General features: G+C 64.1%; 20 protein-coding genes. 6 read left to right on the top strand and 14 right to left on the bottom strand.

The features are described from left to right. The first annotated feature begins 81 nt into the window (after positions 1-81). Complete coding sequence (locus JNC62_RS05980) at positions 82-621, top strand: gamma-glutamylcyclotransferase (protein WP_374836878.1); 540 nt, start codon at positions 82-84, stop codon at positions 619-621. Between the two features lie 9 nt (positions 622-630). Here JNC62_RS05980 and JNC62_RS05985 read toward each other — a convergent pair whose 3' ends face one another. Continuing rightward, entirely contained in the window at positions 631-1,422 is a 792-nt protein-coding gene (locus JNC62_RS05985; RefSeq protein WP_374836880.1) for a lysophospholipid acyltransferase family protein, read from the bottom strand. 369 nt (positions 1,423-1,791) lie between these two features. Between JNC62_RS05985 and JNC62_RS05990 the strand changes: the two genes are divergently transcribed. After that, a complete protein-coding gene (locus tag JNC62_RS05990; protein ID WP_374836882.1) occupies positions 1,792-2,823 on the top strand; it encodes an Ldh family oxidoreductase in 1,032 nt (343 codons plus the stop codon). A gap of 53 nt (positions 2,824-2,876) precedes the next feature. On the opposite strand, the gene JNC62_RS05995 is transcribed toward JNC62_RS05990, so the two are convergent. The 3 genes from JNC62_RS05995 to ftsE all read right to left on the bottom strand — a co-directional run bounded on the left by JNC62_RS05995 (position 2,877) and on the right by ftsE (position 5,420). Next, positions 2,877-3,590, bottom strand: a complete 714-nt coding sequence (locus JNC62_RS05995; protein WP_374836884.1) for a YdcF family protein — start codon at positions 3,588-3,590, stop codon at positions 2,877-2,879. A gap of 170 nt (positions 3,591-3,760) precedes the next feature. Beyond that, positions 3,761-4,768, bottom strand: coding sequence for a cell division protein FtsX (locus JNC62_RS06000; RefSeq protein WP_374836886.1), 1,008 nt, complete (start codon positions 4,766-4,768; stop codon positions 3,761-3,763). After that, positions 4,761-5,420, bottom strand: a complete 660-nt coding sequence (ftsE, locus tag JNC62_RS06005; protein WP_374836888.1) for a cell division ATP-binding protein FtsE — start codon at positions 5,418-5,420, stop codon at positions 4,761-4,763. Before ftsE ends, JNC62_RS06000 begins: the two co-directional genes overlap by 8 nt. A 191-nt stretch (positions 5,421-5,611) precedes the next feature. On the opposite strand from ftsE, the gene JNC62_RS06010 reads away from it, so the two are divergent. From JNC62_RS06010 to JNC62_RS06020, 3 genes are all read left to right on the top strand, one after another. Beyond that, a complete protein-coding gene (locus JNC62_RS06010) occupies positions 5,612-6,301 on the top strand; it encodes a hypothetical protein (RefSeq protein WP_374836890.1) in 690 nt (229 codons plus the stop codon). Between the two features lie 167 nt (positions 6,302-6,468). Next, positions 6,469-7,014, top strand: coding sequence for a hypoxanthine phosphoribosyltransferase (gene hpt, locus JNC62_RS06015; RefSeq protein ID WP_374836892.1), 546 nt, complete (start codon positions 6,469-6,471; stop codon positions 7,012-7,014). A gap of 136 nt (positions 7,015-7,150) precedes the next feature. Beyond that, a complete protein-coding gene (locus JNC62_RS06020) occupies positions 7,151-7,510 on the top strand; it encodes a response regulator (protein WP_374836894.1) in 360 nt (119 codons plus the stop codon). A gap of 67 nt (positions 7,511-7,577) precedes the next feature. Here JNC62_RS06020 and JNC62_RS06025 read toward each other — a convergent pair whose 3' ends face one another. From JNC62_RS06025 to argH, 4 genes are all read right to left on the bottom strand, one after another. Beyond that, positions 7,578-10,205, bottom strand: a complete 2,628-nt coding sequence (locus JNC62_RS06025) for a TIGR02302 family protein (protein WP_374836896.1) — start codon at positions 10,203-10,205, stop codon at positions 7,578-7,580. A 141-nt stretch (positions 10,206-10,346) separates the two neighbouring features. Beyond that, complete coding sequence (gene lysA / locus JNC62_RS06030; RefSeq protein WP_374836898.1) at positions 10,347-11,615, bottom strand: diaminopimelate decarboxylase; 1,269 nt, start codon at positions 11,613-11,615, stop codon at positions 10,347-10,349. A 13-nt stretch (positions 11,616-11,628) separates the two neighbouring features. Beyond that, entirely contained in the window at positions 11,629-11,817 is a 189-nt protein-coding gene (lptM, locus tag JNC62_RS06035; protein ID WP_374836899.1) for an LPS translocon maturation chaperone LptM, read from the bottom strand. A gap of 118 nt (positions 11,818-11,935) precedes the next feature. Beyond that, the gene (argH, locus tag JNC62_RS06040) at positions 11,936-13,339 is read right to left on the bottom strand and encodes an argininosuccinate lyase (protein ID WP_374836901.1); all 1,404 of its coding nucleotides are present in this window, start codon (positions 13,337-13,339) and stop codon (positions 11,936-11,938) included. A gap of 25 nt (positions 13,340-13,364) precedes the next feature. Here argH and tlpA point away from each other — a divergent pair, with 25 nt between their 5' ends. Then, positions 13,365-14,048: a thiol:disulfide interchange protein TlpA gene (tlpA, locus tag JNC62_RS06045; protein WP_374836903.1), complete on the top strand. Its 684-nt coding sequence runs from the start codon at positions 13,365-13,367 to the stop codon at positions 14,046-14,048. A gap of 232 nt (positions 14,049-14,280) precedes the next feature. Here tlpA and JNC62_RS06050 read toward each other — a convergent pair whose 3' ends face one another. From JNC62_RS06050 to JNC62_RS06075, 6 genes are all read right to left on the bottom strand, one after another. Further along, positions 14,281-15,303 carry a sulfate/molybdate ABC transporter ATP-binding protein gene (locus JNC62_RS06050; protein ID WP_374836905.1) on the bottom strand — a complete coding sequence of 341 codons (1,023 nt, stop codon included), beginning with the start codon at positions 15,301-15,303 and terminating at the stop codon, positions 14,281-14,283. After that, positions 15,300-16,196, bottom strand: a complete 897-nt coding sequence (gene cysW, locus JNC62_RS06055) for a sulfate ABC transporter permease subunit CysW (RefSeq protein WP_374836906.1) — start codon at positions 16,194-16,196, stop codon at positions 15,300-15,302. Before cysW ends, JNC62_RS06050 begins: the two co-directional genes overlap by 4 nt. Positions 16,197-16,200: 4 nt before the next feature. Beyond that, positions 16,201-17,022 (bottom strand): sulfate ABC transporter permease subunit CysT, encoded by an 822-nt coding sequence (gene cysT / locus JNC62_RS06060; protein WP_374836908.1) that lies wholly within the window; start codon positions 17,020-17,022, stop codon positions 16,201-16,203. A gap of 74 nt (positions 17,023-17,096) precedes the next feature. After that, positions 17,097-18,080 (bottom strand): thiosulfate ABC transporter substrate-binding protein CysP, encoded by a 984-nt coding sequence (gene cysP, locus JNC62_RS06065; protein ID WP_374836909.1) that lies wholly within the window; start codon positions 18,078-18,080, stop codon positions 17,097-17,099. Between the two features lie 100 nt (positions 18,081-18,180). After that, positions 18,181-19,659: a sulfatase-like hydrolase/transferase gene (locus JNC62_RS06070; protein ID WP_374836911.1), complete on the bottom strand. Its 1,479-nt coding sequence runs from the start codon at positions 19,657-19,659 to the stop codon at positions 18,181-18,183. 80 nt (positions 19,660-19,739) lie between these two features. After that, complete coding sequence (locus tag JNC62_RS06075) at positions 19,740-20,618, bottom strand: 3-hydroxybutyryl-CoA dehydrogenase (RefSeq protein WP_374836913.1); 879 nt, start codon at positions 20,616-20,618, stop codon at positions 19,740-19,742. Between the last annotated feature and the right edge of the window lie 237 nt (positions 20,619-20,855).

Consider the following 20,855-nt stretch of genomic DNA (forward strand, 5'->3'; position numbering starts at 1 on the left):
AAATTGATTTGCATAGCTTGTGCTGATGCCGGCAAAGAGCCATCAATTGCGGCGGCTTTCAGGTAGATACGGTATCGCGCGGTGGACAGAAACGATTTTTGGGTCTTCGGCTACGGTTCGCTGATGTGGAATCCTGGCTTCGAAGTCGAGGAGAGCCGGCCTGCGCGCCTCCATGGCTTTCGTCGGGCGCTCTGCGTTCGTTCCTGGGTGCATCGGGGCACGCCGGACCAGCCGGGTCTTGTCCTTGGCCTCGACCGGGGGGGATCCTGCTGGGGGATGGCCTTTCGTGTCGCGCCGGAGCGCCGGAACGCCGTCCTTGACTATTTGCGGGAGCGGGAACTCGTCACCCACGTCTACAAGGAGCGCACGCTGCCTGTCACCCTCCTGGATGGGGTCCGCGCACCGGCGCTCGCCTATGTGATCGACCGCGCCCATCATCAATACGCCGGCGCCCTTTCGGTCGAGGAGGCTGCTGTCACCGTCAGCACGGCAAGGGGCAAGTCCGGGCCGAACACCGAATACGTCGCCAACACGCTCGCCCATCTGCGGGAGATGGGCATACGCGACCACTGGCTGGAGGAGGTCGGCCGCACAGTCGAGCGGCTGACGTGCGGTGGCTGACGATCCCGGTCAGATGCTTCGCGCACGCAACTCGGCGATCCTCGTCGCGGCGGTGGGTTGCAGAGGCACGTGCGGATTGGCTTCGACCGTTTCAAGCAGCAGCTTGTCGCTGGCAGTCTCCATGACGTCGACCAGATGGGCGAGGAAATCGTCCGGGTCCATGCCGGCCGGGATCGGCGGCAGGATGCGCACCTTGAAATGACCGGGATAGCGGAGGAATTTGCGCCGCGGCCAGAACAGGCCGGGGTGCATGACGACGGGCAGCACCGGCACTTGCAGATCGCGATAGAGGCGGGCGATACCGTATTTGTACTCCGGCGGCGCGCCGGGCGGCCGGCGGGTACCCTCGGGATAGATGATCAGTTGGCGTCCGGACTTCATCTCGGCCTTTGCGCGCTCCATTACCGCAGCCATGACCCGGCCGCGCGCGCCGCGGTCGACCGGCACCATTCGCTGTTTCAGGATGTACCAGCCGAAAAGCGGGATCCAGGTCAGTTCCCGCTTGAGGATATAGAAGGGGTCGTCCTGCCAGGGCAGCAGCGCATAGGTGTCCCAGAGCGACTGATGCTTCGGCGCGAAGATGTAGCCCTGCCCCTTGGGGATGTTCTCCAGGCCCTCGATCTCGAAAGTGGTGCCCACGATCTTATCAAACAGCCAATGATTGCTGCGAGCCCAGTTCTTGGGAATCATCATGGCCTTCTTGCGCGGCAGCAGGAAATAGGCCGGCGACAGCACGATCATCTGCCCGATCAGGTTGATATAGAAGGCCAGGTTGAACAGTATGGAACGCACGACGATCATGAGCCGGAATGTCTCCCCGCGCGTCCGGCCGGACGCGCCGCACAGCAATCTGCAAAAGGTGTGCCTGCCTACACGATAATTCGAGCGGCGGAAACCGGCTATCAGTCGAGCGACCTCCAGTCGGGCAGAAAGTGCTCCCGTGGAACCAGTTCGGTTGCCGACTGACGCCTTGTCGGGACGGTGATCGACCGATGCCGTTGTCAGCGGTTTTGATGGCCCGGATCGACCTATCCAGGTGTCCTTCGGCCATGCTGGCAGGCCGGGTCGGCTGGTAAAGGTGGGCCAGGTTCTGTATACTGTATGTATATCGTGTAAAATCAATGATTTGATGCGGTCTCACGGATGTCCGTCGATACAGGAGACATGGAATTGAACTTGCAGGACGCGCGCGACGAGGTTGTCCTTTCGGTCGAAGGGGTGATCGACCTCGCCATGAAGGTTCTGACGCAGGATGGGCTGTCCCCCGCCCAGGCGCAACCATTGGCCCGCGCGATGGCCTGGGCCGAGCGGGATGACTGCCGGTCACACGGACTGCAGCGGCTGCCGGGCTGTTTGGACACCATGCGCCATCCGCGGTTCAACAGGAATGCGGATCCGATACCCGAGGAGGTCTCCGCTGCGGTGACCAGGATCGACGCCGACTTCGGCTATTCCCTGCTCGCATTCGAGCGCGGACTGGAGATGCTGGTTCCAAAGGCCAAGGCTATGGGCGTTTCCATTCTGGCCATCAACAACTGCTTTCATTCAACCGCCCTGTGGCCGGAAATCGAGGCGATTACCGCGCACGGTCTGGCGGCTCTGATCATGAATCCCAGCCACAGCTGGGTTGCGCCGGCGGGCGGCACCGCCCCGATCCTTGGGACCAACCCGATCGCATTCGGTTGGCCACGCAAGGATCATCCCCCCTACGTGTTCGATTTCGCCACGAGCGCAGCCGCCCGGGCGGAGATCGCTCGCCATCGCAAGGAGAACAAGCCGATACCAGTGGGGTGGGGGGTCGATTCCGAGGGCAGGCCGACCACCGATCCGGCGGCCGTGCTGTCCGGTGCGATGCTGACGTTCGGAGGACACAAGGGCTCGGCCCTCGCCACCATGGTGGAGTTGCTGGCGGGCCCGCTGATCGGGGGACCGACGAGCTTGCAGTCGATGGCCTTCGATGCGGGCGCCAAGGCAGCGCCCTGTCATGCCGAGCTCGTCATCGCCTTCAACCCGGCCCTGCTGGGAGGCGAGACCGTCGAGCACAATCACGCGGCGGCGGAGGCGCTCTTCGCCGCGTTTGGAGTTCAAGGGGCAAGGCTGCCGTCTGAAAGGCGGTATCGCGCGCGGCAGCGAAGCGTAACTGAGGGCATCAGGGTCGACCGGGAGCTCTACGATCGCATCCTCTCCCTCGTTGCCGGGTGACTACCCCGACCATGCGGCCAAGTGCGCAGCGGCCGGCTTCGTGCGCCGGCCGGCTACCTCAAGGCGGCACGCGCCGCCTCGTCGCCGCGCAGCCCGCTTGCGGTTCCGGCACCGATCACATCGCGCAGCATGGCGACGGAGTATTTCACGTATTCCGACAGGATCGTCTTGACGACCAACGGCTGGCCGAGCCAGTTGCCGTTTTTCAGGTCGGAGTTGATGACCGGATAGGAAAGAAATTCGGTTCTCGTGTCGCTGCGGCGCAGCTCGAGCAGGCTGCGAGGCATGTGGTAGTTGTTGGTGACGACCAGCACCGTGCGGTAACCGTGGTCGCTGATCCAACGGGCCGTCTCGTTGGCGTTGCCGATCGTGTCCAGCGCATCATGGCCGATGTCGACGCAACATTCGAACAGTCGCGACGAGCTCTGCGTGAAACGGCGGATCTGATTGCCGCTGGTCGTCGGGTTGACGCCAGAGATCAGAAGCCGCTCTCCCGCGCCCTGTCTCAGCAGTTCGAGTGCCTGGTCGATGCGCTGAAAGCCGCCTGTCAGCACAACGATCGCGTCTGCCTTCGGATGCCGTGGTGTTTCCAGCGACGCGACGGTTTCGGCGAAATACAAAAATCCGGCAAGCAGAACGGCGCAGAACAACAGCATCAGACCGAGAAACAGATGCACAAAACGACGAATCGGGCGGACCCGCCAGCGTCGTGCTGGTGGCTGCCGGTCCTCCACTATCGCCTTTCTCGACTCTTCCATTGCGGCCATGATTCTCTCTCATAGCTGTCGATTGCGGCAAGCACGAGTCGGCTGCCTCAGATTAGCGCGGCTTTCCGCGCGAAGCGCAGAACGGTCTTTCAGGCACGCTTGCCGCATGTTGTGCTCTGTTTTTGTACGACTTTCTCCCAAACGGATCGAGGTTTGCGGCAGGCCATGCTTCAGCTGCTCGGCAAACCGTCGGTTCTAGCCGGGTCTGAGCGGATGCGGTCGATCTCGAAAATCGTGCGCATCACGGTGAAACGTGCCGTCAGCGTCGTCAAAAGGGCGATGATGAGCATCGTCGCGGCGATGCCGAGGTATCCGCTGAGGCCGACGGAAAAGGTGCCGAACAATGCCGTCGCCTGGTCGCTCTCGGGCGTCGCGAGCGAACTGCTCTGCCAGTAGCCGGCGATGGCAAAGACGAGGGCGGCCAGCGCGCCGCCGGCAAACGAACCCTTCAGGCTGATCTTGAGGAAATGCTTCTGGAACTCGCTGGCCACGAAGCCCGCCTCGGCGCCGACGAAGTGCAGCACCTCGATGATATGACGGTTGCCGGACAGCGCGCCGCGCGTCGCGAAGATCACCGTCAGCACCATGGCGGTAAAGACGAGAACCAGGACGGCGGTCCCGATCCAGGCGGTTGTTTCCGCCATGGCGACGAGCCGGTTCACCCAGGTGCGGTGATCGTCGAGGAAAGCCTGCGGGATGGTCTCGGTCAGGGCCTGCCGCATGGCGGCGAAATCGGGCGGGTTGCGCTCGTCGATGGTGATGATGACCAGGCGAGGGACCGGCAGTTCGTCGAGATCGAGGCCTTCGCCGAGCCAGGGCTCCAGCAGCCTTGCAGTTGCTGCGCGGTCGACGATCTGGCCGTCCTTAGTGCCGGTGAAGGTGAGGGCGAGATCGCGCGCATCGCGCAAGGCCGCCTCCATGTCGAGCTTGTCGTCCGGCTTGATCTGGATGGTGATCTCGCGCGAGATCTGGCTCTGCCAGCTTGCCGCCGTCGCCCGCACCATGCTCACGGCGCCGTAGGTCAGGCAGGCCAGGAAGGCCATGATGGCGATGACGCACATCAGCGCGTTGCCGGAAACGTTGGCCTCCGGCACGATCGGTGCGGTTGGTCGGACCTGCATCTCCGAGCGCTTTTGCGGGGCGCGTTCGGCCGCATTGTGCGGGGTGGGCTCACTCATAGATGTCGAGCCGACCGTGAGAGAGGATCATGCGTCGCGCCTCGACCTGGTCCATCAGCGACAGATCGTGCGTGGCGATGACGACTGCCGTGCCGAGCCGGTTCAGTTCGAGAAACAGGCTGAGCAGCCGTCGCGCCATGGGCGGATCGACGTTGCCGGTCGGTTCGTCCGCCAGCAGCAGCTCTGGTCGGTCGATGAGGGCGCGCGCGATCGCCGCGCGCTGCTTTTCGCCGCCAGACAGGACCGGGGGCAGCACGTTGATGCGCTCTCCAAGCCCCACCCATTTCAGCAGCTCCAGCACGTCGGCGCGATAGGAGGACTCCTCCTTGCCGCGCACTCGCAGCGGCAGGGCGACATTCTCATAGGTCGTCAGGTGGTCGAGCAGGCGGAAATCCTGGAAGACGATGCCAATTCGCCGCCGGAGCATAGGCAACTCGTCGCGCGGGATGGTGGCGATGTCCCGGTCGAACGTGCGCACAAGGCCGCGGGTGGGCTGCAGGGAGAGGAACAGCAGGCGCAACAGCGTCGACTTACCTGCCCCGGAGGGCCCGGTCAGGAACTGGAAGGATCGGTACGGGATGTCGAAGGTAAGGTCGCGGAGGATTTCCGGACCCATTCCGTAGCGCAAACCGACATTCTCGAACTGTATCAAAGGGGTAATCCGGTTCTCGTCTGTGCGCGGCGCGCGTGTCACCACTCGCGAATCGCATGGAATCAAGGCCCATCCAAGGCCGGTTTCCGAAGCATTAACCAATATGGTTTACGTTTCGTAAGGATTTGGTTCAATGCCCGACTTTTTGCGGGCCACGACCACTGCGCGAAGCAACGACAAGGAGAACCGCCATGAGCGCATTCGGCGCACGGCGCGAACGAAGCGCCTCGATCGATCTCCTGCCGCCAGAACCCGGCATCCGCAAGCGCGTCGCCCCAGAGAACAGGCACGCGCCTGCCGTCGATGCTCACTTCATCGTTCTTCCGGCCGAGGCGCCGTCGGCTCGCAGGCCGGTTTACAACGACAATCAGCGGCTTACCCGATCGCCGTACACCGCCATCACCGCGCAGGCCGTTCGCCTCGCCTTTCTGGGACTTGCCTGGGCAGTGCGCCTTGCCGAGCGGCTGCTCCAGCTTCTGCCGCAACGCGCCTTTGGCGCCGTCGTTGCGGGTTGCGTCGTCGCCATGTTCTTCCTAGCCGGCGGACTCTCGGCATTGGCGACGGTTTTCACTGGCGCCGGGCCGGTCGGCGGTTTCGAAATTGCCGGTGTCTCGTCGTCGCTTGACGACCGCGATGGCATGAAGGTGCTCTCGGTGTACGGTACAGTCGAAAACCGCTCCCGCGACACGCGTACGGTGCCGGCGATCGTCGTGGACGTCATTGCGGGCGGCAAGTCGGTCGCGCGTCATCGTATCGAGCCGGGTGCTGCGAGCCTGCCGCCCGGTGCAACGGATGCATTTTTGCTGAAGCTGCCCCACGGCGGGGCAAACCTGCCGAAAATTGCGGTTTCGCTTGAACCGGCGGGTGCGCCCTTGCATTGAGTGTGCTATGCGGCATGGACGGGGTGCAGCCCCGCTCGTGCATGGCCCCCAGAAGCTCGGAAGGATTTCTGGACGGCCCGTGTGCGGATCCACAATGCTGTGCGTGCCTTGCGCGTCCGAACCGAGGCGCGGCGCAGCAGAACCTCGCCATATGGAGCCACGTCGCAATGCAGGTAGTGCGCGGAAAGAAGATCGAGACCCTCTACAGCGCCGAGCAGATCGCCAAGCGCAACGCCGAGATGGCGGCTGAGATCATGGCCGGTCCGACCCATGACCTTCTGGTCATCTCGATCCTGAAGGGCTCCTTCATCTTCGCCGCCGACCTGATTCGCGCCATGCACTCCACGGGCCTCGCACCGGAAGTGGAGTTCGTGACCCTGTCCAGCTACGGCAAGGGCACGAAGTCGCAGGGGGTAAAGATCGTCAAGGACATCGACAGCGACGTCCATGGGCGCGACATCCTGCTGATCGACGATATTCTCGAGTCCGGTCGTACGCTGCGCTTTGCCAAGGACCTGTTGCTGGAGCGCGGTGCGCGGCACGTCACGATCGCGGTGCTGCTCGACAAGAGCGTGAAGCGCGAAACCGATCTGGAAGCCGATTATGTCGGCTTCGAGTGCCCGGATCACTTCGTCGTCGGTTATGGGATGGACGCTGCCTACGCATTCCGCGAACTGCCCTTCGTCGGCGTCATCACCGGTGACGCTGAGTAGGCGCACCTGCTTTTGCCTCTCTTTCGTTTACCGATCGCAAACGAAACTCTGGTCATGTCTCAGCCGCGACAACGACGCCCGGCGGCACTAGGACGCCGCCCGGATAAAGTCGGTTGGGCGGCTTGATGAGGATAACATGGCGAGAATTCTGATCACCGAAGACGAGGATTCGCTTCGCATCTTCGTGGCGCGGGCGCTTCGGCTCGACGGGCATGAAACGGTCGAGGCCGCCGATGGGGCGCAAGGGCTCGAAACCCTATTAGAGGGGGAATTCGACCTGCTCCTGTCCGATATCCGCATGCCGGTGATGGATGGAATCGAGCTCGCCCACAGGGCCGCAGACGCCCATCCGAACCTGAAGATCCTGCTGATGACCGGCTATGCCGAACAGCGCGAACGCGCCGAGGATCTCGCCGAGAAGATCATTGACGTGGTCGCCAAGCCGTTCAGCCTGCCCGACATCCGCACTGCGGTTGCGCGGGCGCTGGCGGCATGACATAGGCCGGCCCGGATAGACGGCCGGGCAGTTGCGGCCGTTTTGGACCGCCCAACGCAAGTGCGTGTCACTCGATGCCGAGCAGCCGCTCAAGATAGTTGCGCTCCATGACCGGCGCATTGCCCGTGCCGAGCCGGCGGCGGATTTCATCCAGGATCTCGCGGGCCCGCTGGATGTCGATTTCTTCCGGCACCCGGGTGCGGCCGTCATAGTCAGGGCCTTGCGCGGTGTCCGGACGCTCCCGTCCGAGCGGGTCTCGGCCGGTCCGATCCATCTGCGGCTGGCCCTCGCCCGGCCCGCCCGGGCCCATGGCCTGCATCTGGCTCATCATGTCCTGTGCACCCTGGCGCAACGCCTCCAGCGCCCGGCCCTGGCTTTCGACTGCGGGCTCGCCTTCTCCCCTGCCCAACGAATTGGAGGCTCCCTTCATCTCGCGGCCGGCCTCGCCGAAGCCCTTGCCGGGTTCGATGCCCATTTCCTTCAGGCCTTTCTGCAGTTCGCCGAGCTGTTTGCCGAGCGCGTCCTGCTGGGCCTTCAGATCCTTCAGCGCCTGGCGTAGTTCGTCCGCGGTCATCTGGTCGCTCGGCGAATTGCCCGGTTGCTGCTCGTTGCCCTGATCGCCCGGCTGACCGAACAACTCGTCCTCGCCGGGCAGGGGATCGCCGCTCTGAAGGCGATCCTGCAGTGCCTGGTCGTAGTTGAAGGTCTGGTCCATCAGCTTCTGCTGATCCTGCAGCAGCCTGCCGAGCTTGTCCATTTGCTGGCGCATCGCGTCCGATTGCTGGCCCTGCTGCTGCTGCTGCGGGCGCCCGGCCTGCAGGTTGTTCAGCATGCGCTGCATTTCGGCAAGAAGCTGTCGGGCCTGGTCTTTCGCGCCGGAGCGGGCCAGGTTCTCGATCTGGTCCATCATTCGTTCGAGATCCTGCTGGCGCAGGATCTGGCCCTGCTGCTGGGCATTCTGTTGCATCTGCCCGTTCTTCTCGGCCTGGCGCGCCAGTTCCTGCATGTAGGCTTGCATGGCGTCGCGCAGGTCCTGCATCAACTTGGCGATTTCCTCGTCGGGCGCGTTGCGTTCAAGCGCGTCCGACAGCGCCTGCTGGGCCTCGCGCAGGCGACGATCGGCGAGCGAGAGGTTGCCGTCCTCGATGCCGAGGGCGATTTCCCACAGGTAATCGGCCGTCTCCCGCAACTGGTCGTCATTGCGCGCAAGCTTCATGCGCTCCTGTGCCGACCTGATCAGCAGGAAATGCGTGGGATTGGGAATGGTCTCCTCCGGCCGCACCATCAGCGCTTCGCTGAGCGTGATCGCTCGCGGCAACTGATTGGCGTCCAGCGCGAAAGTCTGCCGCTGTTCGGCAACCGCCGCAGCAAGCGGCTCAAAGAACGCCTTCTCCGGAAGGATCATTTCCTGCGGTTGGCTGCGCCCCTCCTGGCCGGCGGCATCGCGGGCGACCAGCGTTATGCGTACCCTCTTTCCTGCGAGCGGATGTTCAGTGAGATTGCGGCTCGTCGTGCCCTTTGCGTCACGGGCGTTGCGTCGCGGCAGATCCAATCGATATTCCGGCGGCGGATAGAGTGGCCGCGCATCCTGGGCTGGCGGTTCCACCGGCACGATTTCCGCATGCGCCTCCTGTATGCCGTAGTCATCCTTGGCGACGAAGCGGATTTCCAGGGCCGAAGCGGCGGTCTTGCGCGGCACGCCGTCAAAGGCGATTTCGGGAACTCGGTCCGGGATGATGTCGAAGGCCCATTGGCGGCCATCGAGCGAAAGGGAGCCGCTCTTGACGATCCTGTAGTGCAGCGTCGTGGAGGCGGGCGTGGCGGAGGCTGTTTCCTGCGCGGCGCTTGCTTCCGCCTTGTCAACCTTGTCAGCGCCCTGCTTCGGTTCGTCTGCCCGGATCGCCGTCGCTTTCTCCCCCGTCGGCGTGTAGGAAACCGCATCGCCGATACCGCCGCCAACTCCGCCGGTGATGCGCACGGTCAGTTCGCTGAACTGCGGTACGCGCAGCGTCCCATCGATCGGCTGCTCTGCTCCGGTCAGGAACACCGGAGCGCGGCCGGTGTGGGCGGGCGGCGTTATCCAGGCGTCGATGCGGATGTCCGGCTTGTCCTCTGTCGGCGCGCGAACCGTGACGATATCGGACAGCAGTCCCGCCCGATTGGAATAGGAAAAGGCGAAGGCAACGGCAAGAAGCAGCAACGGCACGGCGCGCAGGCCAAAGCGGTCGTGGCGCGCGATGTCCGGCCGCGGAAACCCGGCCTGGAGGGCGCCGACCGTGCGGGCCATGCGGGTCTGGTGCTCGCGCCAGAGCGCGTCCGCAACCGGCCCATCCCGGACAGGCCGGTCCGCCTGCACCTGGATCGCCTGATGAACGAGGCCATTGCGTTCTTCCAGCATGCGATCGGCCCGGTCGACCTGGGGCCAGACCGCTTGCCTCAGTCGCGCTGCCGCAAGCAGAAACCCGAGCCCGAAGACTGCAAGCGTCGCCACATGCAGCCAGGCGGGGACATGGCGGAAGTAGCCGAACCAGGTCAGCGCGAGCAGGCTCGCGACGATCAGGATCAGCGGAAGCAGCTTTGGAAGGATGCTTTCGGCAAAGAGAACCGCGCATGCCAAAGCGCGCTTGCGATCCAACCGCGCCGAAAGATCGTAGCCCTGTCCCTTGCCGGAGGCGTTCTTCGCGTCTTCGTGCATCGGTCCTCGCATGCTTGCAGGCCCCTCGCGACGCCCAACTGCCGAGAGGATAACATTCTTTGTGGCCAAGGCGAGGGCGCGCTCGAAAACGTGATCGTTTTCCAGCTTCGATTGTTCCCGGGCAGGGCTACTGGCCGTGGTTCAAGCGAGCCAGTCGGGCACGGAGTCGAGACCCATCAGGTCTTCGTAGGTGGGGCGGGGCCGCACGACGTGGAAGCGGTCTCCCTTGACCAGGATTTCCGGCACCAGCAGGCGCGAGTTGTAGGTGCCGGCCTGGACCGCCCCGTAGGCGCCTGCCGAACCGACCGCAATCAGGTCGCCCGGCTTCGGCATTGCCATCTCGCGGTCCAAGGCCAGGTAGTCGCCGGTTTCGCAGACGGGGCCGACGACGTCGGCGCGGATGCGCGGCGCGTTGGCCGCCGAGATCACCACGGGGTGGATCTCGTGCCAGGCTTCGTAGAGCGTCGGGCGGATGAGATCGTTCATCGCCGCGTCGACGATGACGAAGGTCTTTTCGCCGCCGTCCTTCACATAGATCACCTCGGTGACGAGGATGCCGGCATTGCCGACGATCAGCCGCCCCGGTTCGGTGACGATCTTGCAGTCGAGGCCCTTGAGTTCGTTCTTGACGATCTCGGCATAGGCGTCCGGCAGCGGCGGCGGGGAATTGTCACTCTTGTAGGGGATGCCGAGACCACCGCCGACGTCGACATGGTCGATCGCGTGGCCGTCGGCGCGCAGCGTGTGCACCAATTCGCGCAGCAGCCGGAAGGCGTCCTCGAACGGCTGCAATTCGGTGATCTGGCTGCCGATATGCATGTCGATGCCAGTGACCTTGATGCCCGGCAGCTTGGCGGCATGCGCGTAGACGGCGCGGGCGCGCTCCCAGGAGATGCCGAACTTGTTCTCCTTCTTGCCGGTCGAGATCTTCGCGTGCGTGCGGGCATCGACGTCCGGGTTGATGCGGAACGAGACGTGCGCCTGCTTGCCCGCCTTCACCGCGCGGGCATTGAGCACCTCGAGTTCCGGCTCGGATTCGACGTTGAAGCAGTAGATGCCCGCCTCTATGCCGAGGTCCATCTCGCGCGCCGTCTTGCCGACGCCGGAGAACATGATGCGTGAAGCGGGGACACCGGCGGCCAGCGCGCGGCGCAGTTCGCCCTCGGAAACGACATCCACGCCGGCGCCGAGACGCGCGAGCGTCTTCAGCACCGCCTGGTTCGAATTCGCCTTCATCGCATAGCAGACGAGCGCGTCGACGCCGTCGAAGGCCTTGGAAAAGACCTTGTAATGACGCTCGAGCGTCGCCGTGGAGTAGCAGTAGAAGGGCGTGCCGACCGCCTTGGCGATTTCGGGAACGGGCACGTCCTCGGCGAAGAGAACGCCGTCGCGATATTCGAAGTGGTTCACAGTGTCGCTTCCGTCAGAGGAGGGCGTCGAGGATGAAGGGCTTGTCCTCGACGGCCTGTTTCTTCGCATCCGGGCCGACGATCGCCTTTGTGGTCGTCGCCGGGCCGGGCGGATCGAGGTCGCCCTTGCGGCCGCAAGCCGCCATTACCGTCGCCGAAAGAACAAGAACGAGGGCCAGCCTGGCAGTGGTCTTCAGTGTCATGCGGGTCACGGCTCCGATAGCGGTCTTTATTGGTTGTGAAACACTTAGCAGAATCTGGGGCTGCTTGTGCACCCCGATTCTGCTGATGCTTCATGCAAGGCGATTGATTGGTCGCCTGTCAACCACGGGCCCGCCACCAGGCGATCTGCTGGCGCACACCCGAGGGCGCGGTGCCGCCGAACGAGGTGCGGCTTGCGACGGAGGCTTCGACCGTCAGCACGCCATAAACCTTGTCGGTGATCGCAGGATTGATCGCCTGCAGGTCGACGAGCGGCAGTTCGGCCAGTTCGCAACCCCTCTGCTCGGCGAGCGCGACGGCACGACCGGTGACATGATGGGCGTCGCGGAAGGGTAAGCCCGCCTCGCGCACCAGCCAGTCGGCAAGGTCGGTCGCGGTGGAATAGCCCGAGCCGGCGGCTGCCTTCATTCGGTCGACGCGGACCGTCATGTCGCGCACCATGCCGGTCATCGCGGCGATCGCCAGTTCCAGGCTCTCGGCGGCGTCGAAGACCTGCTCCTTGTCCTCCTGCATGTCCTTGGAGTAGGCGAGCGGCAGGCCCTTCATCACCGTCAGCAGCGCGATCAGCGAGCCGTTGATGCGGCCGGTCTTGGCGCGCACCAGTTCGGCGGCGTCCGGGTTCTTCTTCTGCGGCATGATCGACGAGCCGGTCGAAAACGCGTCCGAAAGCCGGATGAAGCCGAACTGCGGCGTCGACCAGATGACGATTTCTTCGGCGAGGCGAGAAAGGTGGGTTGCGGCGATCGCGGCGATCGACAGGAACTCCAACGCAAAGTCGCGGTCCGATACCGTGTCGATCGAGTTGCGGGTCGGCTCGCGGAAACCGAGGGCCTTCGCCGTCATGTGGCGGTCTATCGGGAAGCCGGTGCCGGCGAGCGCCGCAGCGCCGATCGGGCTTTCGTCGAGGTGCTCGATCGCATGGCGGACGCGCTGGCGGTCGCGGCCGAACATCTCCACATAGGCCATGCAATGGTGGCCGAAGGTGACCGGCTGCGCCGTCTGCAGATGGGTAAAGCCAGGCATCACGGTGTCGGCATGCTCCTCGGCGCGATCGAGGAAGGCTGTGATCAGCGCGGTGAGCATCTTCTCGGTCTTCTGCAGCTCTTCCTTCACCCAGAGGCGGAAATCAAGCGCGACCTGGTCGTTGCGTGAGCGGGCGGTGTGTAGCCGGCCGGCGGCCGGGCCGATGAGGGTGGCAAGCCGGGCCTCCACGTTCATGTGGATGTCTTCGAGCTTGCGGGAGAATTCGAAGGCGCCGCTTTCGATTTCCTTTAAGACCGTTTCCAGGCCTGCGACAATCTTGTTCTTGTCTTCGGCGGAAATGATGCCTTGATGGGCGAGCATGGTCGCGTGCGCGATCGAGCCACGGATATCCTGGGCGTAGAGCTTCTTGTCGAAGTCGATGGAGGCATTTATCTCCTCCATGATCGCATCCGGGCCCGAAGCGAAACGGCCGCCCCACATCTGGTTCGAGGACTGGGTCTCAGATTTTGCGTCAGCCATGGGATTGCCTATCCTGGAGAATGAAATGACAGTCGAGAAGAAGCCGGGCCGCCCGGCCGCAAAGCTGCTCACGCTGGCCGCGCTTGCCGGCATCCTTGCCGGTGCGGCAGCGGTATACGTGATGGAGAGCCGGTCTGGCAATGGCGAGCCCGGCACGCCCGTCGCCAGCGCCGGCCAGTGCCAAGCGGCAAAGGAAAAGGCAGCGGCGCTGACGCCGTTCCTGAAAGGGCAGGTCGCCGCCATGATGGCTGCGGACCAGCCGCGCCCGCTGCCGGCGCTTGCCTTCAACGGGCCGGACGGGAAGCCGCTTACGGTCGCCGATTTTGCCGGCAAGACGCTGCTCGTCAACCTGTGGGCGACCTGGTGCTTCCCTTGCCGCGAGGAGATGCCGGCGCTGAATGCGCTGCAGAAGGAGCTCGGCAGCGATCGCTTCGAGGTCGTCGCGATCAACATCGACACGGGAACCGACGAGAAGCCGAAGGCCTTCCTCGACGAGACCGGCGTGCACGACCTCGGTTACTATCGTGACAGCTCAATGGGCGTCTTCAACGCCCTGAAGAAGGAGGGGCTGGCCTTCGGCCTGCCGGTGACGCTGCTGATGGACGACAAGGGCTGCCTCATCGGCGCCATGAACGGCCCGGCGGTCTGGGACAGCGAGGATGCGAAGGCGCTGATCAAGGCCGCACTCCCGGCCGCGCCGGCCTCGTGACGTAACAAGGTCTTCTTCGGAAGCGGACTCGCCCGGCGTTTTTGCCCCTCATCCGCCTGCCGGCACCTTCTCCCCGTGAACGGGGAGAAGGAAGGATGCAGCGGCGCCTCCGTCCCACAGCACCTGTGAGGGCACGTCCCCTCTCCCCGCTTGCGGGGAGAGGGCTAGGGTGAGGGGCTGTTGTAGCGCCACATTTTTGTTGCGTCCGCTGGAACGTGACGCGCTTCCGGACTCACGGCGTCGCGTAAACCCTCGGCCGGCGGATGTCGAGAAAACCCTGTTCGCCCTTCTTGTGGGGAAACTCCGGCGCCGTGTCGAACTCGATCGACTGGCCGCCGGTGGTCTTTGCCAGTACGCGGCGCGAATCCGGCCGGTCGAGCACGCGCAGGATCTGCGCCGGCACGCCTTCGCCAGTCTCGCGCCAGGAGACGTCGGCCGGGCGGAACAGCAGGTCGGCCGGGCCGTCCTTCAGGTCCGGAGCGTCGAAGGCAACGTCCTGCACATAGGCCTTGCCGTCGCGCACCGTCGCCGGCAGCGCGTTGGCATCGCCGAGGAACTTCATGACGAAGGCGTTCTCGGGGGCGCGGCAGACTTCCTCCGGCGTCCCCTCCTGCACGATATTGCCCTTGTCGAGAATGACGACACGATCGGCGAGGTCGAGCGCCTCCTCCTGGTCGTGGGTGACGAAGAGGGTGGTGATGCCGAGCTCGTCATGGATCTTGCGCAGCCAGCGGCGCAGGTCGCGCCGCACATTGGCGTCGAGGGCGCCGAACGGCTCGTCGAGCAGCAGCACGCGCGGATCGACGGCGAGTGCACGCGCCAGCGCCACCCGCTGCCGCTGGCCGCCGGAGATCTGCCCCGGGAAGCGTTCGCCGAGGCCTGAGAGCTGCACCAGCGCCAAGAGTTCGTCGACCCGGTCGCGGATGGCCTCCGGCGAGCGCGTCACCTTCGACACCTTCATGCCGAAGGCGATGTTTTCGGCCACCGTCATGTGCGGGAACAGCGCGTAGTGCTGGAAGACGAAGCCGACGCCGCGGTCGCGCACCGGAATGTCGGTGGCGTCCTCGTCGCCGAAATAGATGTGCCCGTGGTCGGCATATTCGAGGCCGGCGACCATGCGCAGGATCGTCGTCTTGCCGGAGCCGGAGGGGCCGAGCAGCGCCACCAGTTCGCCGCTTTCGATCTCCAGCGACACGCCATGGACGGCGCGGAAGGTGTCGAAGGTCTTGACGACGTCGTTGAGGCGGATTTTCAAGGCTTGACCTCCGAAAGTTTATCATTGCCGGCGAGCGTCGCCGGGCGGTTGCTGCGGCCGGCGCCCTGGCGCTCCAGCGCCACCTTCACCACCAGCGTGACGAGCGCCAGCGTCGCGAGGATCGACGCGGCGGCGAAGGAGCCGACGGCGTCATAGTCGTGGTAGAGCAGTTCGATGTGCAGCGGCAGCGTGTTGGTCTGGCCGCGGATGTTGCCGGAGACGACCGAGACCGCCCCGAACTCGCCCATCACGCGCGAATTGCACAGCACGACGCCATAGAGCAGCGCCCACTTGATGTTGGGCAGCGTCACCGAGAAGAAGGTGCGCCAGGCGCTGGCGCCGAGCGAGGTCGCCGCCTCCTCGAGGTCGCGTCCCTGCGCCTGCATGAGCGGGATCAGTTCGCGGGCAACGAAGGGGGCGGTGACGAACATGCTGGCCAGCACGATGCCGGGCAGCGCGAACATGATCTTGGTTCCGGCGCTCTCCAGCGCCGGCCCGAAAAGGCCCTGCAGGCCGTAGACGAACAGGTAGGCAACGCCGGCGACGATCGGCGAAACGGAGAACGGGATCTCGATGAGGATCGTCAGCAACCGCTTGCCGACGAAATCATGCTTGGTGATCGCCCAGGCGGCAGCGATGCCGAAGGCAGTGTTGATCGGCACGGCGATCAATGCCGTCAGCACGGTGAGCATGATCGCGTGCAGGGTGTCCGGCTCGGCGATCGCGGCGGCGAAATAGGGAAGCCCCTTGGAAAAGGCCTGGACGCCGATGACGGCCAGCGGGGCGACGATGATGACGGCGACGAAGAACAGCACGACGCCGAGCAGGACGCGGCGGAACAGCGGGTCGTCGCCGATGCGGGGCGGCCGGCGGCCGGAATGATGCGATTTCATCGGCTCAGGTTCTCACGGTGTAGCGAAGCGCGCGCGCCTGCATGAGGTTGGTGACCGCGAGCATGACGAAGGCGGCGATCAGCATGACGGAGGCGATCGCGGCGGAGGCCGGGTAGTCGTATTCCTCGAGGCGGATGAAGGCCAGCAGCGCAGTGATCTCCGTCGAGAAGGGCTGGTTGCCGGCAATGAAGATGATCGCGCCGAACTCGCCGAGGCTGCGGGCGAAGGACAGCGACACGCCGGCGAGCAGCGCCGGCGTCAGCAGCGGCAGGATAACGCGCCGGAAGATCGAAACGTCGCTGCCGCCGAGCGTCTGCGCCGCCTCTTCCAGCGCCGGATCGAGTTCTTCGAGCACCGGCTGGACGGTGCGCACCACGAAGGGCAGGCTGGTGAAGGCCATGGCGATCATGATGCCGAGCGGCGTGTAGGCGACCTTGATGCCGAGTTCGGAAAGCGGCGCGCCGAACCAGCCGTTGGTCGCAAACAGCGTCGTCAGCGAGATGCCGGCAACGGCGGTCGGCAGCGCGAAGGGCAGGTCGACCAGCGCGTCGATGAGGCGGCGGCCGGGGAAGCGATAGCGCACCAGCACCCAGGCGAGCGCCAGCCCGAAGACGAGGTTGAACAGGGTTGCGACGAGGGCGCTGGAGACGGTCACCATGTAACTGGCGACGGCGCGGTCGGACGAGACGATGCGCCAGTAGTCGGCCGGGCCGAGGCTTGCGGCCTTGAACACGAGCGCTGTCAGCGGCAGCACGATGATGATCGCCGCATAGACCAGCGTGATCCCGAGGGAGAGGGGCAGGCCCGGCAAAACGCGCCGTTTCAAGATGCTCGTCCTTTCTGCAACATAAAGGACCGGCGGGGTTTCTCCCGCCGGTCCCGATCGGATCTTTCCTGGTGTTACCGGCTGCCGTAGATCGTGTCGAGGATGCCGCCCTCGGCGAAGTGCTCCTTGGAGACCTGGCCCCAGCCGCCGAAGACGTCCTCGACCTTCACCAGGCGGATGTCCGGGAACTGGTCCTTGAACTCGGCGGCGACCTTTTCGTCATGAACGCGATGGCCAAACTCTGCGGCGACCTTCTGGCCCTCCGGCGAATAGAGGAAATCGAGGTAGGTCTTGGACAGTTCCTGGCTGCCCCGCTTCTCGGCGACCTTGTCGACGACGGCGACCGGGAATTCCGCCAGAAGGCTGACGGAGGGCACGACCTGCTCGAACTTGTCGGTGCCGTACTGCTTGGCGATCGCCTTGGTCTCGGCCTCGAAGGTGATGATGACGTCGCCGATCTCGCGCTCGACGAAGGTGGTCGTTGCGGCGCGGCCGCCGGTGTCGAAGACCGGCACGTTGTCGAAGATCTTGGTGACGAATTCCTTCACCTTCGCCTCGTCGCCTTCGAACTTCTCCTTCGCGTAGGCTGTTGCCGCGAGATAGGTGTAGCGGGCGTTGCCGGAGGTCTTCGGGTTCGGGAAGATCACCTTGACGTCGTCACGGGCGAGATCGTTCCAGTCCTTGATGCCCTTCGGATTACCGGCGCGCACCAGGAACGAGGGGAAGGAGTAGAAGGGCGAGGCGTTGTTCGGGAACTTCGTCTGCCAGTCTTCGGCGACGAAGCCGTTCTTGACGAGGAAATCGATGTCGGTGACCTGGTTGAAGGTCACGACGTCAGCTTCGAGGCCCTCGACGATGGCGCGCGCCTGCTTGGAGGTGCCGCCATGCGACTGGTCGATCGTGATGCCGGGATGGGCCTTGACGAAGGCCTCGTTCTCGGCGGCGAACAGTTCGCGGGCGATGTCATAGGACGCGTTCAGGAGCTTGTCGGCGGCATGGGCCGAAAGGGGGGCTGCCAGCGCCGCGATGGCGGCACCGATCAGAAGAAGGCGCTTCATGTGATTGTCTCCTGCAAGTGCGTTGTCTGCCGGGACCATAATGGCCGGCCGAACTCAATCCGAGGCACGGCGGACCAATCACGGTCTGGTCAGGAAAAAATTAGTCCCACTTGGCGGAGTTCTGCAGAAAATTCGTGGAAATGGTGGTCGTTGGGCGCGCGATCCCGTTGTCGCTGGTTTCCCCGGTGCGAAGGGGAATATCTCTCCATCGTTCGGCCAGTTGCTGCTCATGCAACCGTCCGCTGCTACGCAAAAAATACCAGTCGACAGATCCAAGGATGAATCGCTTTTTCGCGTCGCGCTCCCAAAGCGGGGTGTGATGGTCGCCGACCACCAATATGTCGGTCGGTGGCAATTCGGGGTCGGTGGCGATGGACGCCACGGACTTGAATACATCGCCCCAAAGCTCGGTCAGTTCGCATGTCGTCCGGTTGGCGATCGCCGCTTCTTCCGTACCGCAGCGAAGCTGGCCGTCCGGCTTGGCAACGAAAGGAACGTGTGAATTCAACGTTAGCCAGTAGACAAGTTTGGGACGCTTGTCCGCCGCCAGCAGCCGCGCGCGCACAGCATGCGCCACCTCCGTATCGCAAAGGCCTTCGAAGACGCTGCCGCATCGGTTTGGCACCAGCATCGGAACATCCCTGGCCAGTTCGTCAGCGAAATGGAGGTCCTCGAAGCCAATCTTCGGATACCAAATGTTCCGTGCGAACATCGCCGAGGTGTAGCCATGGTACGCGGTGGTCGCATATCCATGCTCCGCCAACTGCCGCGGAAGACAATCGAACGGACCATTCTCGTGGATATAGTCGAGGTGATCGCCCCAACGACCGCACAGTTCCCGCGATTCAGCCGCAGTTGTCGACCCGGAGTAGCGCGTGGTTCCGTGGGTAAGCGTGTAGTTTCCGCTCGCAGCCGCCCGCTCAAGTTCTGCCGAGAGCAGGGCTTTTTCGTTTGCGTTCGCGATCGCGCCGAGCCCCTCGACCAGCACCACGAGAAGGTTGTTGCCGCGCGCGGCTATAGCGTCTGCCGCCAGCCCGTTCTGTGTCATCGCGCTGTCGAATTCGGGTTCCGCCTTGGCGGCATAGGGCAGATTGAAGTGCAGCTCAGCGCCGACGAGGGCAAAGGCAAGAAGCGCAACGGGAATTGGCGAGGCAAAGCGGATCTCTTCGCGGTGCCGATTCAACAGCAATGCGGCTAGCAGGGGCATGGTGAAGGTGAGGGTGACGGTGGTCACATAGAATGTCGATGCGGTGACGTCGATCGTGCTCAGGAACCGGACAGAGTCCAGCGCGGTGTGCAGGGGCAGATGGAAGGCGATGGAAATGATCAGGCCGAGATCAATTGCGGCGACCAAGAGGAACAGCAGGTAGGCGCAGAACGGCGGGAGAAACAATGCCGCGGCGGTCGCGAGCAGATAGAGCAGGGGCGCTATCAGCCGTTGGGCAATGAAGAACGGCATCGCGACAAGAAAGATGCCGTTCGGCACCAATCCGGCGATCAGCATCAGACGAATGGCGGCCCGGTCGAAAAGCCGCGACTTCGAAACGGGTATTCTTGGTTCCGGCGAAAACGCGCTCATGGGCTCGTCGTGAAATGCTTCCGCGATATGCTTTGATATCGCGGAATCTTTCAGAAGAGCTTAATGCGTCCGCTCGACTGTCAGCGGGTGGGAACAGGGACTTCGCCGCGGTAGTCGTAGAAGCCGCGGCCGGACTTGCGGCCGAGCCAGCCGGCCTCGACGTATTTGACCAGCAGCGGACAAGGGCGATACTTCGAGTCCGCCAGGCCCTCGTAGAGCACCTGCATGATCGACAGGCAGGTATCGAGGCCGATAAAGTCGGCAAGCTGCAGCGGGCCCATCGGATGGTTGGCGCCGAGCTTCATCGCCGTGTCGATCGCGTCGACCGTGCCGACGCCCTCGTAAAGCGTATAGATCGCCTCGTTGATCATCGGCAGCAGAATGCGGTTGACGATGAACGCCGGGAAGTCCTCGGCGACCGTCACCGTCTTGTCGAGGGTGGCGACGAACTGCTTGGCGGTGGCGAAGGTGTCTTCCTCGGTGGCGATGCCGCGCACCAGCTCCACCAGCTTCATCACCGGAACCGGGTTCATGAAATGAATGCCCATGAAGCGCTCGGCGCGGTCGGTGGCCGAGGCCAGCCGGGTGATCGACAGCGATGAGGTATTGGTCGCCAGGATCGCATCGGGCTTCAGCACCGGGCAGACCTGGCCGTAGATCTTGCGCTTGACCGTCTCATCCTCGGTCGCGGCTTCGATCACCAGATCGGCTTGGGACAGGTCGTTGACGTCGTTCGATCCCTTGATCCGGGCCAGCGCGTTCTTGCGCTCCTCGTCGGTCATCTTGCCGGAGGCGACCTGGCGCGCCAGATTGCCGTGGATCGTGGCCAGCCCGGCCTCGATCCTCTCGGCTGACAGATCGTAGATCTGGACCTTGTAGCCGGCGACGGCGCAGACATGCGCAATGCCGCAGCCCATCTGACCTGCTCCGACGATACCGACATTCCTGATCGTGCTCATTGCCTTGCTCACTGAATAGTAACGCCGCTGGCGCGATCGGCCGCGCGTCAAAAAAGAAACCGGGCCGGAGAATTCCAGCCCGGTGAAGTGATAATGCGATGCGGCAACTTTTTCCAGCGATTAATCGTCGCGTCGATGCCGCCCGGATCGCCCTCAGAGGGCCTTTTCCAGCTCCGGCAGGACGTCGAACAGGTCGGCGACGAGGCCGTAGTCGGCGACCTGGAAGATCGGGGCCTC

The sequence above is a fragment of the Mycoplana ramosa genome, assembly GCF_041930185.1.
GTDB lineage: Bacteria > Pseudomonadota > Alphaproteobacteria > Rhizobiales > Rhizobiaceae > Mycoplana > Mycoplana ramosa.